A 20818-nucleotide genomic window follows, 5' to 3' on the forward strand; every position below is an offset into this window, starting at 1 on the left:
CTAAAGCACCCTAAAGGGCATACACTGCACGCTACGGCATGAGTTTGAATTTGACCGCTCATGAGTGCACCTCCTGTAAGAGTTTCATGATTTCAGAACTCACCGCATCCAAATCCTTATCGATCTCTTCCAGATCCCGCGGCGGCTGGTATTGATAGAAGTGGCGGTTGAATGGGATCTCGTAGCCGACGATGCCGATCTCTTTGTCGAGTGCGTCCACTTTGCTGGCGTCGATCCAGGCGTCGGGGACATGCGGTAAAACTTCCTTTTTAAAGTAGGCTTCCGCCTGCGCCGAGGCTACGGCGGACAGGTCGTTTTCGCGATAGTTCAACGGAACGTTTTCGTTGTCGCGCAGGTCGCCGTCGGGCTTGTATTCGATGATTTTTCCGTCCACGGCGAAGCGTCCATAGAAGGGATCGGCTTTGCCGCTTTTGTGAATCTTCTTGATGACCTTCGCGGCTTCAGGATTTTTCCATGAGACGGCGGCGGTGATCTGCTTCTTTTCTTTCGCTTCGAGTTTAATACCCGCTGCTTTGAGCGCGGCTTCGTAGCCGTTCATGTCGTCGTGCTGCTCGCTGCCAAGTTTGGCTTGCAACTTGCGGGCGGTGAGCAGGATCTGCTTTTGTGCCTGCCAGGTCTTGGGATCGAGCAAGTCTTTGATCTGCTTTTCCTTAAGTTCGGCAAAGTCGGCTTTGAGCGCGGCGCGGATCTCGGCCTCGTGTTCTGCGAGCACGCCGTAGCGTTCGCAGTCTGCGGCGTCGGTCCAGTCGGCTCCGTAGTTCTCATAGATCCACTGCATGGCGGCGGTGAGCGGCTTGGCCGCAAAGCGCAGGGTGTTGATGCGGTCGTCGCTGAATTGATAGGATTCGCGCAAGGGGCGCTCGATGGTGATGCGGCGGTAGCCGAACTCGTGGGTCTTGAAAATCTTGGCCGCGAAAGTCTTGGGCGGCTCGTTCTTCTTGCTCGCGGACTGACGTCCACGGTTGCTCTTGGCCTCTTCGGGCTTGTCGAGCGGACGGGCGTCGATCACCTCGAACTCGCCAAAGGCTTTGGTGATGGTTTTGATGTCGTCGGCGCTCATTTCGTTGCGCTTCGAGCCGAGGGATTTGCGCATCTTACCGCAGAGGTGCACGGCATTGATCAGTTGCACCTTCCCCTTACGTTCGCTGGCCTTTTTGTTGGACAGCAGCCAGACGTAGGTGGCGATGCCGGTGTTGTAAAACATATCGGTGGGCAGCGCGACGATGGCTTCGAGCAAGTCGGCCTCCAATATGTAGCGGCGGATCTCGGACTCGCCCGAACCTGCGCCGCCGGTGAAGAGCGGCGAGCCATTGAGAATGATGCCGATCCTCGCCCCACCCTCGGCTGTATCGCGGAGTTTGCTGATTAGGTGCAGCAGGAAGAGCAGCGAGCCGTCGGAGACGCGGGGTAAACCGGGGCCAAAGCGTCCCTCGAAGCCTTTTTCTCGATTCTCTGTCTTAATGTCCTCTTCGATCCTTCTCCAGTCCACGCCGAAGGGCGGATTGCTCAGCATGTAGTCGAACTTGTCGGCATATAGTTGATCGTTGGAAAGTGTGTTGCCCAGCTTGATGTTGGAGACCTCTTGGCCCTTGACCAACATGTCGGCCTTACAGATGGCGTAGCTCTCGGGGTTGAGCTCTTGGCCAAAGGCACGCATGACGGCCTGCGGGTTGAGCTCATGCACATATTCCATGCCCGATGAGAGAAATCCGCCCGTGCCCGCAGTGGGATCGTAGATGGTGCGGATAATGCCCGGCTTGGTCAGGGCGTCGTCGTCCTCCATAAAGACCAGGGAGGTAGTCAGGCGCACGATGTCACGCGGGGTGAAGTGCTCCCCTGCGGTTTCGTTGGAGCTTTCCGCGAACTTGCGAATCAACTCCTCAAAGACGAGGCCCATGTCGTGATTCGAGACCGCAGCTGGACTCAGGTCAGCCGTGCGCACCTTCTGCACGATCTTGTAGAGCAGGTTGGCGTCCGCCAGTTGGCCAATGAACTCGGAAAACTTGAAATGCTCGAAGATTTCGCGGGCGTCCTTGGAGAAAGCTTGCACATAGGATTCAAGATTGGCCGCGATGCCCGACTCGCCCAGCTTACCGAGATCCATTTTCGAGGTGTTGAAGAAAGAGAGCCCCGCCGCGCGCAGCAGCAGCTTTTCTTCCGCCTCTTCGGGCAGGCCCATGGTTGCGACCTTGTCGGCCTCTGCCAAAACATCGGCCTTAGTCGCTTCCAGCACGCACTCGAGACGGCGCAGTAGCGTGAAGGGCAGGATGACGCGCCCGTATTGGCTTTGTTTAAAGTCACCCCGCAGCAGATCCGCGAGCGACCAGATGTAGGTGGCGAGGTTATTAGGAGTTTCTGACATAATGCTGCAAATTGTGAGCCACAGCAGAATGCAAAACTAACAAAAACAGAAGCAACTAAATAGACTGCAGAATCTGAATTTAATGTAAACGAACAGTCTTAATTCACAATAGTAATAGGCCCTACCCTGCAGCACTCGATGACTTAATGCACGGCATTCAAAGGCCCAGTCCTTTAAGGAACAAGGCTTTACACGTATAGTTGGTAGTTGTGCCCGCGAAGAGCGGATTTTCTTCTGAACGATGGGAGTCATGGTGCAAAGCGCTAATCGCACACGGGCAACACGGTGAAATGTTTCGCTCCATTCCTTCGGAATATGGTGTAAAACACAAAATCGAGGGATCATTGCTCTGTGCAAATGGACGTTCCCCACTCGTTCCAAGCTTCTGGCAAATTGATAATGATGGACTTGCACCTGGCCTAATCAGTAGCTCCCGATGCATTTCAAAGAGAAACTCATGGCCTTCGCGCATAGGCATGCGCGAAGGCCAGGCGCGTGGGCGCGACCACCCCCTGCTCCTTTACACGTCGTTGTCAGAGCTAAGTCTTCGCCATGTCGGATAAAACCGAATTTATCCGACATGTGTGAAGGGCTGGCATGGGATCGTGACAAAATGCCAATGTCCCTCGACCTGCCAGTGCACCTGCTGTTAGAGTTTCAGAACTAGCTGCCTCCAAACGCTTGTCGATTTCTTTCAACCCCCACTGCAGTTGGTATTGATAAAATTGGCGCTTGAAGCGAATCTCGTTACCAACGATGTCGAGCTCACCATCAATCGCACCCTGCTAGAGTCGAGGGCTCAAAATAATGGATTTGCAGATTAAGCGCGGCGACGACGCAGCATCGCAAATGTCAGACCGGACAGGCCAGCGAGCAGCGCGTAGGTGCCTGGCTCAGGGACTGTCGTGACAGTCAAATTATCTAGAACTACGCTCGCCCCAATATTAGCGTTTGGCGTAATGTTAGGGTTTCTGTTAGCGAAAACCAAACCACTCGCCAATCGAGACACTAGGTGTAGCACCACCAATTGCAATAGCGCCGTTATCAGTAAAATACGATTCCGAATTAAAATCAGTAGAATAGACCACGGACTGCGCTTGAGCGGCAAAAGCTGAGGCACTCATTGCACCAAGAGATAATAGTATTTTTTTCATATACATAACGGATTAACTTAGGGTTTAGGTAACTTTGCCCATTCAGGACAATCGAACAATCAGCAGCGTTCCAGCTGATTGATATTATTAACACAAACCGCTCTCTAATCATAAAGTTAATACTATCATATTATTTATTTTGCGTTTACGACTCCTGACCAGCTAGTCGAAAAGCCCTAAACGAAAGGCTTTTGTGACGGCAGCAGGCGCATTCTTGACGTCCAATTTTTCATAAATATGGCGAACGTGGGTATCCACTGTGGCATAGCCGATGCCAAGTCGGTCACAAATCTCTTTCTTCATCAGCCCTTCGCTAATCAGCACTAGCACTTCTTGTTCACGTCCGCTAAGCGCCGCATTCAATTCTTCAGTCGGCAATTTTGCCTGCAGAGTTTTGAGCACAAACTTCGCCACAGAGGGATCAAGGCTTGCTCCACCGTTCACCACCAAACGTATGCCGTCTTTAATCTCAGTAATGGTGGATGATTTTAACAAATATCCAGACGCACCCAAGGAAATCGCTTTAAGCACATCCTCCTCACTGTCCGATTGCGTCAAAATGATTACTTTGGCTCTGGGCATCGCCTGTGTAAAATACGGCAAGACCTCTAAGCCGCTCATTCCCGGCAGACGCAAATCTAACAACACCACATCAGGCAGTTTCGGCGCATTCCCCTGCACGCTGCGCAATGCGATTTCCGCAGTGACAAATTCAGACACTAGTTCCAGGTCTTCTTCACGAGACATCGCCAGATCAATCACGTCACGATACTCACGATTGTCTTCGACCAACATAATTTTAATCGGTTCTTTCATTATAGGACTCCAAATCTGCGTTTTTTGACGACTAAGTAGACACGGGTACCGCTGCCATCTTCGGGGGTATCAATGTTTAAATCAGCACGAAGCAGGCGTGCCCGACGAGCAAGTGCTTTCGGCACAGCATCCAAGATGCCATGACCATTGTCGATCACCATCAGTCGTATGACTTTTGCATCGGCAATCAGTGTAGTGCTCACCTCAGTTGCCCCAGAGTGACGAATAATATTTGTCAGTGCTTCTTTATAAAATAAATACAAATCTAAACGTGTGCGTCGCTGGATCTGCTGGAGAAAGTTCTCTCCTTCTACAACGAACTGATGCTCTAAATCAGCCAATAGATGATCCATGTCCTGCTTCATCTCAAACAGCAAGTCATCGCAGAAGCCTTGTGCCTCCAACAGATTGGCACAATTCCTCGCAGCCTTGCCAGTGCGCACAGTCAAGGCACGCATGCGGTCAAGCGTATCCACCAATTCCTCTTTACGATCGACCGCATCTTTTGCCAAGTCCCCAAAAAGTCCAATTGCATGTAAATTTGCTCCAAGCTCATCATGCAAATTGGCGGCAATTCGCTCTCGTATCGAAGCCTCTCTACGCTGCCGCGCCATACGCGCGTAGAAAGTCGCCAATACAACCAATACGAGAAGAAACGCAATCAACCAGGCCAATAGACGAAATCTCTTCTTCTGCACGGCATAGTATTCGGAAATTTGAGCTAAGACCAATGGTCGCTCCGCCTCCAAAGCGCTGCGCTTAGCCAATTGCTCCATCCACTCTCGAATCGGCAAAATCTGACCGCTCAAATTATGACCATCCGTTAACGCACCACGTGTCACCAAATCCGAACTCAGTCGAAAGTCGGGCGTCACCATTTTGTCTAACGCCACATTCGCTCCCTCAGCCAGCAACTCTAATTCGGCAAAACCAATTCGCGTCCCAGATACCCGCTCAGAGCGATACATATAAGGTTTAGTCGCGACCAAGCGCACATATTGGCAGTCGTGTTCGGGAAAAGCCCACTCCATGATGGGCCCCATTTCGAAAATATCATTGAAGCGGACTTCAAGCAAACGAACTGCATCCGAAAAATCCGGCTGATTGGCACCTTCTAAAATAAATGCCTGAGGAATCCCAAAATCTCCCTGAAAGGCGCGCGGCATAGTATCACCTTGATCCACCGCGTGTAACCGCAGGCGGGAAAGCGGATAGTTCGCTTCCAAATCAATCGAAATAGTTGCCGTCTCTCCCACATTAACGCGACTGATCATAGGCAAACTTTTTTCGCCATAGGCCGCATTCATCGCGTAAGGCAAGATACCGTCCACCAGGCAAGCAGCTCCCCACGCGTTGGAAGGGTAAATCTTCCGGGAGATCGCAACCGGCTGATGTAAGGCTTGATTATATGGCCCTTCGAAAGCCATGATTTCGGCCAACTGAAAAATGTATTTATGATCTCGCGCTCGCTTTGACAAGCGCGTTGCTTCCAGACGAATCCAATCCGCCTCCACGGATTCAATGGGAATGACCAAAGGGGCGACACTCTCCAGTGGCACATCGCCGAAGTCATAGTCAGCGACGACACGCCCATAAGAATCGTCATTGCGGCCCACTCGCAAGTGGAATGCCACAGGAAACCCATCCGCCACAAAACCCTTTGCCATATCTCGCCAGACCGTAGGCACTAATACTATTTGGTCGATTCGACGAGTCTGCTCCAAATTGATCTGCACCCATTCGAAGTGATCGGGGGCATCATAAGCCATCGAGCGATATCCAATCGGCCCCACTCCCGAGTTTAGGCTGAAATATGCTAAAGACTCCAAGCCTTGCTCTATTTCCACCAAGCGCTCCTCTAAATGAGCCAACGACAATTGTCGTATGGATGTCACATCCACGCCAAACAGCACAGCTCCCGTGCAGGTCAGCACGGTAATCAAGGACAACAATTTCTTAGCAGAACACATAAAAAGGCAAAGCCTACACCTGACAGTGGACATCCGACAAGTCGAACTAAACTAGGCACATTTTGATCTTCCTGTGAATGAGCCGACGCGCGCAGAGCACTCGAATTACTTGAGTAGCTATGCGCTAACACCGTAGTAATGCGGACCATCGACCAAATTCGCCCACTAAGCCTCGATATCCTGCCTGGCTTGCAAAGTGAGCGCCACAAAGGCCTCGACTGCCGGTTGAGGCGCCTCTGCCCGGTAGTGTAGTTCAGTCGCGATGGACAAGTTTTGCGGACGCAGCGGGATAAAAACACAGCCTGCGGTAAACAGGCGTCGCACACAGCTTGGCACGATCGAGACACCAAGCCCGGCAGCCACCTCAGTCACCAGCATCTGCATGCTCTCTGGCTCACTGACAATGCGCGGAGCAAGCCCCTCGCGCTCACAGGCACTGATGATTTGATCAAACAGCCCCATCGCCTGACTGCGCTGAAATAAAACAAAAGGCTCCTCAATCAGACGGCCCAACGCCAGCTCAGTTTCTCCCGCCAGTCGATGTTCTGCGGGCAATACTGCCATGAGTGTATCCACATATACTTGCTCCACGGCAAACCCTTGCCGGGCCGCTTGCGGCAAAGGTCGTGAAAAGCCGATATCTATCAAATCAGCATTAAACGCATCCAGCTGCTGCTGCACTGTCATCTCGACCAAACTCACCTGCACTTCTGGAAAAGCTTTGGTATAGGCTCTCACCAGTTGAGGTATAAAATGCGCACAGGCGGAGCCCATGTAAGCAATTCGCAAACGCCCCACTTCGCCCCTGGCTGCGCGCTGTACCAATGCTTTGGCTCGCTGCTCATGCGCCAGTAACGCGACGGCTTCGCCCCAAAGCATCTCTCCGGCCGCCGTGACCTTAACCTCCCGGGTGCTGCGCCAAAATAGACTGACACCGAGCTCATCTTCTAAATCCGCAATCTGACGACTCACCGCGGGCTGCACGGTATTGAGCACACGCGCGGCTGCAGAAAAGTTTTTCAACTCTGCCACTGCCACAAAGGTTCGAAGTAATCGTAGTTCCATAATCCTTATTTATAACAAATATGCATTAATGCGATCACTTATCAACATTTCCCTTATAGCAAACTAAATGCTACATTCATGGCATTCACGAACTCTAATCGCAAAAAAACGTCATGCCACTTTCTGAAAAATCTCAAGCAATCCATGCACCACTCGGCTTACAAGCGATCTGCGTACTGTCCTTGTTATCTGCGGTCGCGCCGATCGCCACCGACATGTATCTGCCCGGATTCCCTCAAATATCCGAAACACTGGGTGCAGGGGCCTCCGCAACACAACTCACCCTCACGAGTTTCTTAATTGGGCTGGCACTGGGGCAACTGGTGATTGGTCCCCTGTCAGACAACTATGGCCGCTGCAAGCCCTTGCTATACGGAACCGCACTCACGATACTCTCAGGGCTGCTGTGCGTCATTGTCCCTAATATCGAAAGCTTAATCGTGCTACGCGGCTTGCAGGGCTTTGGTGGTGCCGCCGGCGTAGTGCTGGCCCGCGCGATCATCGCCGACCGCGCACCCGATTCGGCGACAGTTGCTCGGCAGACCCAAATCATGACTATGATAGGCGGCGTAGCGCCCATTCTGGCGCCCATCACCGGGACTTTAATCGTCACCACCGCGGGCTGGCGAGCTGTGTTTCTGGTCACCGCCCTACTCTCGGTGATCGCCTTTATCGGGGTGCTTCGTTATATCACAGAAAGCTTGCCTGTGGCGCAACGCGTCCATGCATCACGACAAGCGCTCCGGCACAATATCCTCCGCTTAGTCACCCACCGCGCATACCTGGGCTACACGCTGGTCACGAGTTTCGCCTTCATGGCACTCTTTGGCTATATCGCCGCCTCTCCATTTGTCTTTCAAAATGTGCTCGGCCTGAGCGCGACGCAGTATTCCATCGCCTTTGGCGTCAACGCGCTGGGCATCATTCTATTCGGTGCCATCTCTGCCCGACTTGTGATGCGAGTGGCCCCCCGCACACTCGTCAGTATCAGCCTTGCAGTGCAACTGATAGCGGCTGCGGCAGTGCTCATTTTCACCAGCATCGGAGCCGGTGCCATCTTTATAATGCCTGCCATCTTCTTCACAGTCGCCAGTGTGGGCCCTATTATTGGCAATGCCAGCGCTCTGGCTATCCGCCAAGTGCCGGAAGCGGCCGGAACGGCCTCCGCAGTATTAGGTGCCACGCAGTTTGGCTTAGGCGCCATCGCGTCGCCTTTAGTGGGCTTGATGGGCGAAAATAATCCACTCCCAATGGCATGCTTAATCGCCTGCGCGAGTCTAAGTGCAGTCATCTGTTTTATCACTCTGACGCAGCAAAAATCCAAGGCCGAAGTGAGCGATATCTCGATCGCGGAAGCGTCATAGTTCTCGAGTTCAACGCTCAACGCCTCTCGCAATGCCTCCCGCTCCGCCCACAAAGCCAGCCACGCAAGCTACCATTGGACGCGGCTTGCTGTGGCTCATGGCCACTGCAGCCTCCGCCTCTACAGCCACGATTTTTTACAATCAACCACTGCTGCCGAATATCAATGCGAGCTTTGGCCTCGCGGAAGGTCGCATCGGCTTCATTCCCGCGGCATCTCAGTTAGGCTATTCCGCAGCGATTCTGCTGATCTCCCCGCTCGGCGATGTAATGGATCGACGCGCACTGATTCGCAATCTGTCCGGGCTACTGACACTGGCGCTGATAGTCGCCTGTCTGGCCCCGAACTTCATCACCCTAGTGTTCGCCTGCTTTGTCATGGGGCTGGGGTCGAACATAACCCAGCAATTGATTCCCTTTGCTGCCTCGCTATCAACGCAGGAATCACGGGGAAAGGTAGTCGCCACTCTCATGACTGGCGTCACCGTTGGCATTCTGCTCTCGCGAACCATCAGTGGTAGTATGGCCGAATACTTCGGCTGGCGCAGTGTATTTCTCTCGGCAGCCATCATCGCAGCCGTGATGGGCATCTTGCTCAAAGTTTACCTACCAGCCAGCACGCCCACTGCCCAAATGAGGTATCCGCAACTGATCGGATCCATGTTTAGCTTATTTAAGCAGCATCGCTCCTTGCGGGATTCTGCCATCACAGGCGCGCTTTGGTTTGCCGCATTCAATGCCATGTGGGCGACGCTGGCGATTCACGTCATGGACGCACCGATGTCTTACACCGTGCAACAAGCAGGCTTGTTTGGCCTAGTTGGCCTAGCTGGTATCTTCGGCGCAAAATTGTCGGGTCGCTTCGTACACACACTAGGCTCGCGCAAGTTAATCACCAGCGGCCTAGTCCTCGTCCTATTCGCCTTCGCCGTGCTAGTGCTCTGGGGAAATACCTTAACCGGGCTCATCGTCGGCATCGTATTCGTCGACCTAGGCGTGTTTGGGGCCCAGATCGCCAACCAAGTGCGCGTGCTCTCCATCGATCCCGCCGCTCAAAGCCGCATGAATGCCGTCTATATGCTGTGCTACTTCCTAGGTGCCGCCCTAGGGTCCGCGTTGGGGGTGCAAGTGATGAGTCTCGCAGGCTGGCAAGGCATGGCACTCTTTGGCAGCGCCCTAATCGTCGCGGCTTTAGTGCAACATTTGCTCAGCCGTAAACACCATGGCCGCTCGTAACAGCTAAGTGCTACGTGCAGCAGAGGTTTCTCCTGCATAACCGCTACGCGAATCATACCCATTCGAAAAAATTTAGTCCTAATAGATATGTCTTTTGTAACCTCGGTTCTCGGAACCGGCGCGATGCCGAGCGCACCGACGGTGCTACGGACGTTGAAAACATTGGCTCATCCGAAATCGCAGTCAAAAAGCTGACACGATCTTCTCACGCAGTCGCCGGTAACTCAGCAGCCCAGGTTTCGGAATCTGGTAATCATTCGCAGTGATGGCAGCAATGCCGCAGCTATTTTTTCCGCCTTTGCTTTTTCGGCTTCTGGCTGGCGCAATCCTTAGCATCAAGCGAAAGTTCGGGATCATACAGCACTCCATAACGTTCATAATCGTTATATGGAACCGCATCTGATTGCCACATGGCCACTCGATCCGCGTATGCCTTCTGCATCTTCTTAAACACTTGCGCATACTCAGGGTTTTTAGCCAAATTCACTTTTTCGGACGGGTCTTTTTCGAGATCAAAAAACTCCTCAAATGGTTCCATGCCATCGCCCCCCTGCCACCAGTAATTGTATTTGTAGCGAGGCGTGACCACACTCAGGCTAGCCGACCCCCATGTGTTCACTAATGTGATTTGTTCATGCCCGCCTTGGTCAGGATTCTCCAGAATCGGCAACAAGCTGTGTCCGTCCATATTATCTGGAATCGGCAATCCTGCTAGTGATAAAATCGTTGGAGCAAAATCTATATTGCAGGTCAACTGACGCGTGCGTCGCTGTCGGGGCAAGGCGGTACTGCGTGGGTCGTAGATCATAAGAGGAACGCGAGAGGATTCCTCCAGTGGTAATACCTTTGAACCATAGCCATGAGAGCCACAAAGAAATCCGTTATCACTGGTATAGATAATAACCGTATTGTCGGCCACTCCTTGCCTTTCCAACTCTTCACGAATCATGCCTAAGGCCACATCAATGGCATACACCTGCTGGTGGTAGATTTGCATGACACCGTCATAGTCACTATCATAATCCCATTCTGAAAAACGCGCCCATTGACGATCTAGTTTACTCTGAGGCGCAAGATGATCCGAAAATTCGCGTCCAAAATTATCAGGCTTAGTAAAAGACTTTCCAGCATAGATGGCATCAAAGCGTGGATCTGGAGTCGCTGGCTTATGCGGTGCTTTAAAGCTGATCGACAAGCAGAATGGTTTCCCCAACTTCACCGACTCTTTGATGACATCCTGTCCAAACGCACCGTAAGAAAGCGTGGAATGTGGGTAATCGGCTGCATACTTTGCCATCGTTTCGTTCAGTGCTGTCTCATAATGAGTCTGACCTGGCGACCCACCCCAAAAATCAAAATCCTCTGCGCAGAGCCCTTTGCCCTCGACTTCGAACCCGAATTTACCCGCAAATGCAGTGAGGTAGCCAGCCCCACGTAACAGGACTGGATAAGACTTTTCCCAGACTTCAGCTTGCATGTTACCGTGGTAAAAGTTGGTGCCCGTTTTGTATTCATACATTCCGGTAAAAATGGTGGCACGACTCGCCATACAAATGGCAGTGCTAACGTAATGCTTATCGAAGATTAGGCCCTCGGCTCCGAGTCGATCCATTTGCGGCGTCTGCACATCGCTATTCCCATAGCATCCGACCGAATAGGTACTCTGATCATCCGAGAGTAAGAAGACGATATTGGGCTGTTTAGATTGAGCACTCAGCAACAAAGAAGTCCCCAGTAGCAAAGCATTTACAGTCAGTGTCTTAAAAATTATATTCATCTCTACCTTGTCATTCAAAATGGCTATAATCAGGCAAACTAATGAAACTGATCAATGCACTCAGACAAGTATACAGAACTGCGTATCAAATAAACATTACGCATTCACATAATTCTTACGACCCAGCAACTGAAGCCTAACTGGCGACTCGAATTATCGTAGTCGCAATTACCGCGGCACTACATCCGGCAATCACAACTACAGCCATTCATCTGACGGAAATATCCCCATCTGATAGGCTGTCCGGACCGCTGCGGGAGCGTTCCGAACATTCAGTTTCTCGTAGATATGGCGCACATGTGCGTCCACGGTCGAATAGCTGATAAAGAGCTTATCGCTAATCTCTTTTTTCATATCACCATCAGCTAACAGCTCCAATACTTGCAGCTCGCGTTTTGACAGCAGCTTTTTAACGGCCGATTTCGATGACTTCTCCCTCAGGTTTTTCAGTAGATACTTAGCGAGTGAGGGATCGATGCTGGCATCACCATTCACGACATTACGAATAGCTTCCTTAATCTGTTGAGAAGTGGAAGACTTTAAAAGGTACCCCGAAACGCCTAAAGTAATGGCACGCATGACGTCTGCTTGGGCATCCGACTGGCTGAGCACAATGATCTTCACTCCGTCGGCCTCATCCTGAATCAAGGGAATCGCATCGAGTCCACTCATACCAGGCAGGCACAAATCGAGTAAAACAATGTCTGGACGGGCTGAGGCACTCCCTTCCGCAAGGCTCGCGATCGCCTTTTCAGCGGTGCCGAATTGACTCAGCATCTCCATATCCGTCTCTCGACCAATCGCGAGGTTCATCACGTCACGGTATTCCGCATTATCTTCGACTAATAATATTTGGATAGGCTTTTTCATGGGATATATTCTTACACTTTGAGTTTTAAATAAATGACTGTTCCTCCGGCATCAGGATGTTCGACGGAAGCCCTCGCTCGCATCAAGCGTGCACGCCTCCGTAAAGAACGAGGCAAATCACCAGTAAAACCACAGCCATTATCGGCAACCATTAAAGTAACCTCCTTCTTATTTCCACTAAAACGAATTTGAACTGATGTCGCCTTCGCATGCCGGACGACATTAACCAAGGACTCTTTAAAAAACAAGTAGAGATCAATGCGCTTCCTTCGTTTTAAGTCATTCAATATCTGCTCATTCTCAATCGTTAGCTCATATGGAATGTCTACCAAGAGACGACGCGCCTCTCGCTTGATATCATCAACCAGATCATCACAAATCCCCTTCGCCCCAAGCATATTGGAGCAATAACGCGCGGCCGCTCCGGTGCGCTCGGTCAAACCACGGATTTTCTGAAGTATGTCGTCCAATGGCTCTGGAGTCGCAATCGACTCCCGGGCAAGGTCACTGAGTATTCCAATAGAATGCAAATTGGCTCCTAATTCGTCATGCAGGTTCGCAGCGATACGCTCACGTATAATGGCTTCTTTTCGAATGGCTTGCAAACGACTATAAAGGATGACAAAGCCCGATCCGACCAGTGCCAACACCACGATCCATCGCATCCAACTCAAAATGACTTTTTGACGCATGTATTTTAGGTTCAGCGCTGCCTCCAAGTGCTTAAGCTCAAGCTCCAAATCATTTCGCAAGGCCAACTCTTCCATCCATCTTCGTGTCGGAAGTATCGATCCGTATGCGTTTAAACCATCCGTGAGCTGCTCAGGTGAGCGATAGGCTTCAAGCGAAGAGTCCACCCAGGTCTTTTTACCCAGGGCGGCATTCTGTCCCGATGAGATTAGCTCGATTTCAGAAAAACCAATTCTCGACAAGCGTTCGGACACCCCGAACGAGACATTTTTTTCAACAGTTACTAAGCGAACAAAACGACAATTCGTCTCAGGCAAATTCCACATCATGATCGGCCCCGTATCGGAGATCCTCTTCACGCGGTAATCCAATAATACCATCGCATCCGAAAAATCAGCTTGATTGGCTCCTTCAATTCGCATGTGCCGCGGAATACCTAGATCACCAAAATACGCTTGAGGTACATGATTACTCTGATGCACCGCATGTAGTCGGATTTCCGAAATCGGGTAAGACGCCCCCAAATCAATGTAAATATCGGGGCTTTCACCAAATCCGCTCAAATACCCTAAACTCTGATGCCCGGACGCTGTATCCATTAAATAGGGAACGCTTCCATCGACCAAGAAGCGACTCGCCCAAGCGCCCGAAGGATCCCGAGGCCTCTGAAACGAAAATTTAACCGGGCGACGCAAAGCAACATTTTGTAATCCGCTAAAAACCATGATTTCCGCAAGTTGAAATACATATCGTTCGTCATGCACTCGCTTCGACATACGGGTGACTTCAAGCCTGACCCACGAAGCCTTGGTAGCTTCTATCGGAAGTACTAATGGATAGATCGACTTCAGGGTATCCTCCGCTTCATATTCGGCCACGACCACACCTTCTTGGTCTTCAAGCGTCCCAGCCCGTACGCGAAACGCAACGGGGAACGCATTCGCCCGAAAGCCTGCCTCCATATCGCGCCAAAGCACAGGGACTAACGCGATCTCGTCAATCAATCGCCCTTGGCCCAAATCGATCTCTATCCAAAGAGGTTCGTCATCCTGCAGAAACGGGCGCGAATGAAAGCCGATCGCCCCCACGCCTCCGCGCAAGCTCGGATACGCGAGTCCGCTAAGCTCTAAATTGATCGCCTCTTTCCGAGCCTCCAAGTCCGAAATAGATCGCTCGTCCGCTTGAGCAGGCGCACTCAGACAGCAGTAAACAAAGGTTATGCAGAATAGAACGCGAATCATGAAATATAAAACTAAACAGCAATTTCGAATAGAGCAAACAAGTATCCCTAGTCCGACGAAAAGAACCTAGTGATCATCCACGCTCCAAGAGAAAATCCGGCTTTTTTATGCGTACACGTAATAGACTGAGTTGGCGCAAATTGTTATAGTATAAATGGATCAGTTTAGCGCGATTATAGCGAAACAACAGCTGCTCAATTCTTGTTAACCAACCCAATAGAAAATACGATTATGAAAAAATATACAACGCCCCTAGTGACTTCACTGCTTATGGTGGGTGCTGCACAAGCAGACACCACCTTGAGCTTTACAAACCTATCAACAGCATTTGACTCAACGAACAGCCTTACAGTCGGCGGCTTCACAACTGCCGATGCTGAATTGTCTGTCACCGGGGTTGCCGACGGTAACAATTTCAAATATACCGTCACTTATACTGGATCTAGTTTCGACGGTGATCTGATTAACGACACGCTAAGCTTTGATGTCTTGGTTCAGGGGTGGACCGGCAGTTCCGCCAGCACAAGCTTTACCGATACAGATGAAGATGTGAATGCGAATAGTGGCGTTGTCACTACCATCGGCAACACGGATGCGGCAGTCGACATTACGGATGAGCGTTGGACGGCGGTTGATGGCTTGTTTGATGCGGGCGAAACGTTGGAGTTCACTCTACAAAATTTCACTTTAACCACGAATCTGGCTTACGACGGTTCCCCCTCAGGTAGCTTTACAGGCACAAGTTATCAAGAAACTGGTAGAGGTTATGGCCACTTAGTTGTGATTGGCGATGTGGGCAGCGACTTATTTGAAACGAGATTCAATGCAACGGATTACAGTATTGCTGCTGGCAGTTTAGATGAAGGAGAGCAAATGTATCTCACTGCCGCGGATCCGGTTCTGGACGGTTTGACTTATTCAAACGTTCAGCGTTTTGGAGTTAACGGCGTCGACTTCACAATTACCATCCCCGAACCCAGCAGCTACGTACTGCTCGCTGGCCTCCTCGGCTTGAGCTATGCAATGGTTCGCCGTCGTAAGTAATTATCCATTACACTAGTTAAGGCCACCTGCACTAATTGTAGGTGGCCTTTTTTTTGACCCTCCTTGGAGTCGAAGCGAAACGGGCACCCAATAAAACCATGCGTACACGTAATAGACAGAATTGGATAATATCGTTAGAATAACGCTACTTAATAAATAGTAGGTGGTTTTGTCCTACAATCATTTCAAATTCACCTCACAAACCAGAACCCAACACAATACACACTTCAAATTAATACTAATAAAATGAAGACAACACTGACCACCCTCACCGCATCCCTGCTACTGGCAACCGCCGGACATGCAGCCACAATCATTTACTCCGACACCTTCGACAACGACGGCCTCGCCACGAACTCAGGCACCGGTGGTGGACTGGTAAACAATTCAATCGGTGGCACTAAATCCTGGGCCGATGATGGGGGCCTGCAATACGTCACTGGCGTCGGCACGAATTACAAGGAGAGAGCATTAATCTATTCTTCGAATAGTTTCCAGTCAACGGAAGGTTTTGAGCTGACCGTTAATTATAGCCAGTCAAGTTATGGAGGAGCCAGTGAGATGGCGTTTGGACTCTTGAGTGATGATACTAATTTCTCTAGCTATAATAAATACAATCCCTTCCTAGATGATAACGGTGGCAGTGCGCAAACTCCCAACGATAGCAACACATATGGCTTTGGCGTGACTAACTCGACTGGAAACCTCACACTCACAGACGGCACAAACCAATCGAACTTGTCGACTGGAAGCGCATTGACCTTGGGCACACACACAGTCGTCATAAGCCTTGAAAATGATGGCTCCGGCGGAGCCGATTGGTCATGGACCTTCGATGGATCGATCCGAGACTCCGGTAATATAGCCACATTTGACTTCAGCAAAGATTTCTATTTTGTAGCATACGGGCAAGATGACCAAGGTACTAAAGCTATCAATTCGGTGTCGCTCTCTGCCGTTCCAGAGCCCAGCAGTTACGCAATGCTAGCCGGCCTCCTCGGCTTGAGCTATGCAATGGTTCGCCGCCGCAAGTAATTTTTTCAACAGGGTTATATAGGGTAAGGTCGCCTGCACTGGTTGCAGGCGACCTTTTTTGGGGAGAGAGTCATCATTTTATTGGGAAGCGATACTTGAACCGCTTAACGATCAAAAACAGCAAAGTGTACTGGGAGCATCCTGCTCCCGTGCATAGTGCCCTTGGAGCTAGAAGCTCCGGCTACCTGCTGCACCCAATAGACTCCTCAACAGCATAGAGACTTTAGTCGTTTTATATCAGATACGATCCAATCCTTATTTCTTCAGCTTCGCTGTGGCTTTGGCTCGCGCACTGGATAAGGCCTTGCTGGACGGTCCAGTCGGCAAGCTAGCCTTCCAGTTATCTAGTTTCTCGCTCAAAGCTTGGACGACCTCTGGAAACGTAGCCGATACGTCCTGCGTTTCTGCCCAGTCTGCTTCCAAATTATAGAGCTCACGTCTCCCCTGCTCCTGATTGACAAGCAGCTTCCATTTACCATCACGCACGGCCAGTGAAGGCCATGTATAGGCCTGATTATCTCCGCCTCTCCATTCCCAGAAAATTGGTTTCGTTCTGCTAAAGCCTTCGCCCTTAAATGCAGACAGCACATTTTCCCCGTCTGGCTGATAGTCTTCCGGCAGCGGCACACCTGCGGCAGCCAAGAAAGTCGGGAGCAGATCCACCGCGGTAAGCACCGAAGTCTCGTCGACGACTCCTGCGGGAGTCACACTAGGCCAGCGTACGATAAAAGGCACACGAATACCACCGGAAAACAACGAACGTTTCTTGCCTTTTAAACCACCCGTTTCACCGACTGAATAGTATTTACCCAAACCATCTGATTCTTTGTGATTTTTATCATCGGTTGTTATTTCTGGGCCATTATCGGTCGAAAAAACTAGCAGTGTGTTGTCATCGATATCCAATTCTCGAAGCAGTTTCATAATCCGGCCAACCGCTTCATCCCCTTCAGCGATCACCGAGGCATAAACCTGCTGGCGTTCGTTCAATGCATTGAATTGCTCTAAGTAATGCGGCTGCGGGTAATGCGCCGTATGCACTTCATGCAGCCACAGATTCACAAAGAACGGCTGCTGATGAAACTCACGAATAAAGCTTTCCGCGTGATCCACGGACGCGAGGCCCCCCTTCTTAATCTCATTCACCTTCGAACCATTGAAAGTTGCAAAACGATCATAGCCATAAAGGTCTTCCGTCGGAGAGTCGCCCGAGCTACCGAGGTGCCATTTGCCGAAGTGCCCCGTCATGTAGCCAGCCTCTTGCAACATACGCGGCAAGCTGGGCGCCTCGACATCCAGCCAATCCGGCATGCCTCGTTTAATATGCGCTTTAACTCCCTGGAAATGCTGATGAATCGAATGTCGAGCGGGAAACTGCCCCGTCATCACAGCGACCCGACTCGGGGAGCACACGGGGCTGTTCACGGTAAAATTGGCAAAATCCATTCCCTCCTTTGCCATACGATCCAAATTCGGCGTTTCACAATAGCTGCTGCCGTGAATACCCACATCGCCGTAACCCCAATCATCGGCAAAGATGAAAATTATGTTGGGACGACTCTCAATGGCTTCAGCTTGGCATTGAATGCCTAAGAGGAAGCAAGCCACCAGGGCCAATGCAAATTTGGGTGAGTTCAGTAATGTCATAGCAAGCTATAATAACATTAAAAGAGGCCGAGAGCCGACAATATGGCTAGAAGTGCTTGCTTCATCGTATTTTCAAACAGACTACAAACTGAGTTCGAGTTCCATGGCTTGCTGATCACGAATCACTGTAAGTTGAATCGTGCCTTCTGCCTCAGCAGTCGCACGTTTGAATTGTCGCATATTCGCGGTCTTACGACCATTCACTGCTTGGATTAGGTCACCGTCTTGCAAACCGACTTTCGCGGCTTGCGTCCGCTGACCCACTTTTGAAAGCGCAAGACCTCCATCGTCTTGACTGACGCCATAGGCGGAGAATTCCACGCCAGAAAGCTCCGTCAAGCTTGCACCTAACCATTCCCGACTACGAGCTGCGGACTTCTTGCCTGACTCTTGATACACCTTCAACTCAGGCATTTCTGGTGTGCGGGCAATCGCTTTGAGCGAAGGCTTCTTCACTCCGAACTGATCCATGGGAAAGTTCTTAAAACCGGCCTTTAACGCAGCCGAGTCTGACTTCACTCGAAAGTCTCCCTTAGCTGGATCCATGAACATCGGTTCCCCATACACGGAGTTCTGATCCCAACCGAGTTTTTGCGAGACCTTCATAACGGTCGCTGCAGCAACGGCATAGAAATTACCATCTACACGCACATCGTCACCGGTCACAATCGCACCCGCTGGCTTGTGAGGTGCCATGAAGATATTCGAATAAACCTGATCTTGACTGCCCTTATACCACACATGGGGATGCAGTCCATTGTTCACGGTAATGTTATTCCAGACATGGCGACGGAAACCTTCGCGCAGTTTCAAGCCATTGTTCAGCATCAAGTTATTATAGATGTCGTAGTTGGTTGAACCGTCATCGAGATCAATATCCCAACCATGATCACAGCGCCAGCGGCTGTCGCGAATGGTGGTCGTCTTCATCGCATCTAAGAATGGGAGTTTCGGGTCTTTATCGATCTCCCTTTGCGATTCCTTACGGTTACTGTGCCAGAAGCGATCGCGCCCCCAAGAATTGAAGGAACCGTGGTCGTGCGTTTCCAAAACCGTATCGAATACATCACAGCGCTCGATCAAGTGACCGCCCCAAGTGCCTTCGCTGATATTGATGCCCGCACGCGCGCAATCGTAGATCGAGAGATCGCGCGCGGTAATGCCCATGGCCATCGAAATTTGCACCCCGGCGGGCTGACGCTCGACGCGACCGATGCCGTGAATCAAGCAGTCTTCGACAGTCGAGTCTGCAGGATAATTATTGGTCTTAGGCCCTGGCGTGCGGTCGATTTTTGACAAGTCATTCGTCTCCTGATATTCAAACAAAGGATCGCGCACGGCATTCGGATCCCCGACGAAGCACACACCACTCGCACCAGCATCATGTATGTGGCAGCCTTTAACAAGGACATGACGATTGTAGTTATTGACAAAGACCGCATTACCGCCGACCTGATCAAACTCAGTATCCAAAATTTTAATATGTTCAGTGCCGGTTAGAAAATATGCACCGCCACGATAAATCGCCCAATCTGAGCGCAGCAATGGCTCCTTGGAGTCCATAAAAGTGCGAGCCGCGTGGCGCACGACGAAACCTTGTAAAGTAATGTATTTCACCGGCGCGGCTTCGCTGCCGTCAAACTCAACCAGATGGCGCAAGCGCACCACTTCGACCTTGGCGGAATGGATGTCCATTCCAGCAACAGGCTTATAGTAGAGCGTGTTGGTCTTAGCATTGTGATACCACTCCCCCTCGTCATCGAGCTCTTCGAAAATGTTCTCCACCATGCGATAGGCTTTATGCATGCCCAATTGACGATTATTCTGCCAACCACCTTTATAGCTCACCTCGCCCTCGGCATCTTTACCGGTAATCAGGTAATGATAACCACCCCATCGCTTGCTATGCATCGCATGGATGTAAGCACCCGTAGGATCGGACCAACCTGCGGCCCGCTCCTTCGAGAAGGCATCGGCGGCATAGCCCTGATACGGTTCCGCTTTCTTTGCGGGATCGTAGTTGGGATAGCGCGCCATGCGCTGATTGCGTCCATCGATAAAGACCTGATCGATCATTAAACCATTAGGAGTTTGTGCTTTGTAAATACCATCACGATACGGCGCCCACTCTAAGGCCAGTTCGGCACCACCACTGAGCACGGCACCACCCTCGTTGGTGGAGCGATATACCACAGGATATTTCTCAGATCCAGAGTCCTCCGGTGTAAAGACCACGGTCTCTGGAAGATAGTAGGTGCCATCTGCGAAATGCACAGTGACGGCTTCACTCCCGGCATAGGCGCGCGCTTTCTGCTGGGCTGAAGCAAATGTCGCCACTGGTTCCCCGGGGAGGCCACTATTCATATCCGATCCCTGTGGACTCACGTAAAGATCCACCGCGTGCGCGGAGCTGAGTATCGCGCTGAATAAAAGGTAATAGATTTTTGAGCTATGTTTCTTCATGGTTGTAATGGGTCTATAAAAATTAATTTCGTTTGAACGACACGGTGGTAGAGCCTACTGGCAAA

At 50.9% G+C, this 20818-nt stretch carries 16 protein-coding genes; 5 read left to right on the forward strand and 11 right to left on the reverse strand.

The genetic code is table 11. The features are described from left to right. Positions 1-58: 58 nt before the first annotated feature. Positions 59-2383 (reverse strand): type I restriction-modification system subunit M, encoded by a 2325-nt coding sequence (locus QEH52_RS07550; RefSeq protein WP_308949493.1) that lies wholly within the window; start codon positions 2381-2383, stop codon positions 59-61. 209 nt (positions 2384-2592) lie between these two features. On the opposite strand from QEH52_RS07550, the gene QEH52_RS20700 reads away from it, so the two are divergent. Beyond that, complete coding sequence (locus tag QEH52_RS20700) at positions 2593-2946, forward strand: DUF6883 domain-containing protein (RefSeq protein ID WP_425609281.1); 354 nt, start codon at positions 2593-2595, stop codon at positions 2944-2946. Positions 2947-3203: 257 nt separating this feature from the next. Here QEH52_RS20700 and QEH52_RS20530 read toward each other — a convergent pair whose 3' ends face one another. The 5 genes from QEH52_RS20530 to QEH52_RS07570 all read right to left on the reverse strand — a co-directional run bounded on the left by QEH52_RS20530 (position 3204) and on the right by QEH52_RS07570 (position 7388). After that, the gene (locus QEH52_RS20530; protein WP_345785454.1) at positions 3204-3407 is read right to left on the reverse strand and encodes a PEP-CTERM sorting domain-containing protein; all 204 of its coding nucleotides are present in this window, start codon (positions 3405-3407) and stop codon (positions 3204-3206) included. Further along, on the reverse strand, positions 3358-3537 hold the full coding sequence (locus QEH52_RS07555) for a hypothetical protein (protein WP_308949494.1): 180 nt from the start codon (positions 3535-3537) through the stop codon (positions 3358-3360). The genes QEH52_RS20530 and QEH52_RS07555 overlap by 50 nt, the downstream gene beginning before the upstream one ends. A gap of 162 nt (positions 3538-3699) precedes the next feature. After that, the gene (locus QEH52_RS07560; protein ID WP_308949495.1) at positions 3700-4353 is read right to left on the reverse strand and encodes a response regulator; all 654 of its coding nucleotides are present in this window, start codon (positions 4351-4353) and stop codon (positions 3700-3702) included. Next, positions 4353-6305, reverse strand: a complete 1953-nt coding sequence (locus QEH52_RS07565; RefSeq protein WP_308949496.1) for a histidine kinase — start codon at positions 6303-6305, stop codon at positions 4353-4355. The genes QEH52_RS07560 and QEH52_RS07565 overlap by 1 nt, the downstream gene beginning before the upstream one ends. Before the next feature lie 183 nt (positions 6306-6488). Continuing rightward, positions 6489-7388: a LysR family transcriptional regulator gene (locus QEH52_RS07570; RefSeq protein WP_308949497.1), complete on the reverse strand. Its 900-nt coding sequence runs from the start codon at positions 7386-7388 to the stop codon at positions 6489-6491. A 113-nt stretch (positions 7389-7501) separates the two neighbouring features. Here QEH52_RS07570 and QEH52_RS07575 point away from each other — a divergent pair, with 113 nt between their 5' ends. Then, positions 7502-8752 carry a multidrug effflux MFS transporter gene (locus tag QEH52_RS07575; RefSeq protein ID WP_308949498.1) on the forward strand — a complete coding sequence of 417 codons (1251 nt, stop codon included), beginning with the start codon at positions 7502-7504 and terminating at the stop codon, positions 8750-8752. A gap of 31 nt (positions 8753-8783) precedes the next feature. Further along, a complete protein-coding gene (locus QEH52_RS07580; RefSeq protein ID WP_308949499.1) occupies positions 8784-9986 on the forward strand; it encodes an MFS transporter in 1203 nt (400 codons plus the stop codon). Positions 9987-10269: 283 nt separating this feature from the next. Here QEH52_RS07580 and QEH52_RS07585 read toward each other — a convergent pair whose 3' ends face one another. The 3 genes from QEH52_RS07585 to QEH52_RS07595 form a co-directional block, all read right to left on the reverse strand. Continuing rightward, positions 10270-11763: a sulfatase family protein gene (locus tag QEH52_RS07585; protein WP_308949500.1), complete on the reverse strand. Its 1494-nt coding sequence runs from the start codon at positions 11761-11763 to the stop codon at positions 10270-10272. 198 nt (positions 11764-11961) lie between these two features. Next, positions 11962-12633, reverse strand: coding sequence for a response regulator (locus QEH52_RS07590; protein ID WP_308949501.1), 672 nt, complete (start codon positions 12631-12633; stop codon positions 11962-11964). An 11-nt stretch (positions 12634-12644) separates the two neighbouring features. Then, positions 12645-14564 carry a sensor histidine kinase gene (locus tag QEH52_RS07595; protein ID WP_308949502.1) on the reverse strand — a complete coding sequence of 640 codons (1920 nt, stop codon included), beginning with the start codon at positions 14562-14564 and terminating at the stop codon, positions 12645-12647. Between the two features lie 231 nt (positions 14565-14795). Between QEH52_RS07595 and QEH52_RS07600 the strand changes: the two genes are divergently transcribed. Continuing rightward, positions 14796-15608, forward strand: coding sequence for a PEP-CTERM sorting domain-containing protein (locus QEH52_RS07600; RefSeq protein WP_308949503.1), 813 nt, complete (start codon positions 14796-14798; stop codon positions 15606-15608). A 246-nt stretch (positions 15609-15854) separates the two neighbouring features. Beyond that, the gene (locus QEH52_RS07605; RefSeq protein ID WP_308949504.1) at positions 15855-16643 is read left to right on the forward strand and encodes a PEP-CTERM sorting domain-containing protein; all 789 of its coding nucleotides are present in this window, start codon (positions 15855-15857) and stop codon (positions 16641-16643) included. Positions 16644-16898: 255 nt separating this feature from the next. Here QEH52_RS07605 and QEH52_RS07610 read toward each other — a convergent pair whose 3' ends face one another. Together QEH52_RS07610 and QEH52_RS07615 are read right to left on the reverse strand one after the other, a co-directional pair. After that, positions 16899-18290 carry a sulfatase-like hydrolase/transferase gene (locus QEH52_RS07610; protein WP_308949505.1) on the reverse strand — a complete coding sequence of 464 codons (1392 nt, stop codon included), beginning with the start codon at positions 18288-18290 and terminating at the stop codon, positions 16899-16901. Between the two features lie 81 nt (positions 18291-18371). After that, positions 18372-20753, reverse strand: a complete 2382-nt coding sequence (locus tag QEH52_RS07615) for a right-handed parallel beta-helix repeat-containing protein (protein WP_308949506.1) — start codon at positions 20751-20753, stop codon at positions 18372-18374. Positions 20754-20818 lie beyond the last annotated feature (65 nt).

Origin of the sequence: Thalassobacterium maritimum (assembly GCF_031127805.1) — a bacterium.
In the GTDB taxonomy this organism is placed as follows: domain Bacteria; phylum Verrucomicrobiota; class Verrucomicrobiia; order Opitutales; family Coraliomargaritaceae; genus Thalassobacterium; species Thalassobacterium maritimum.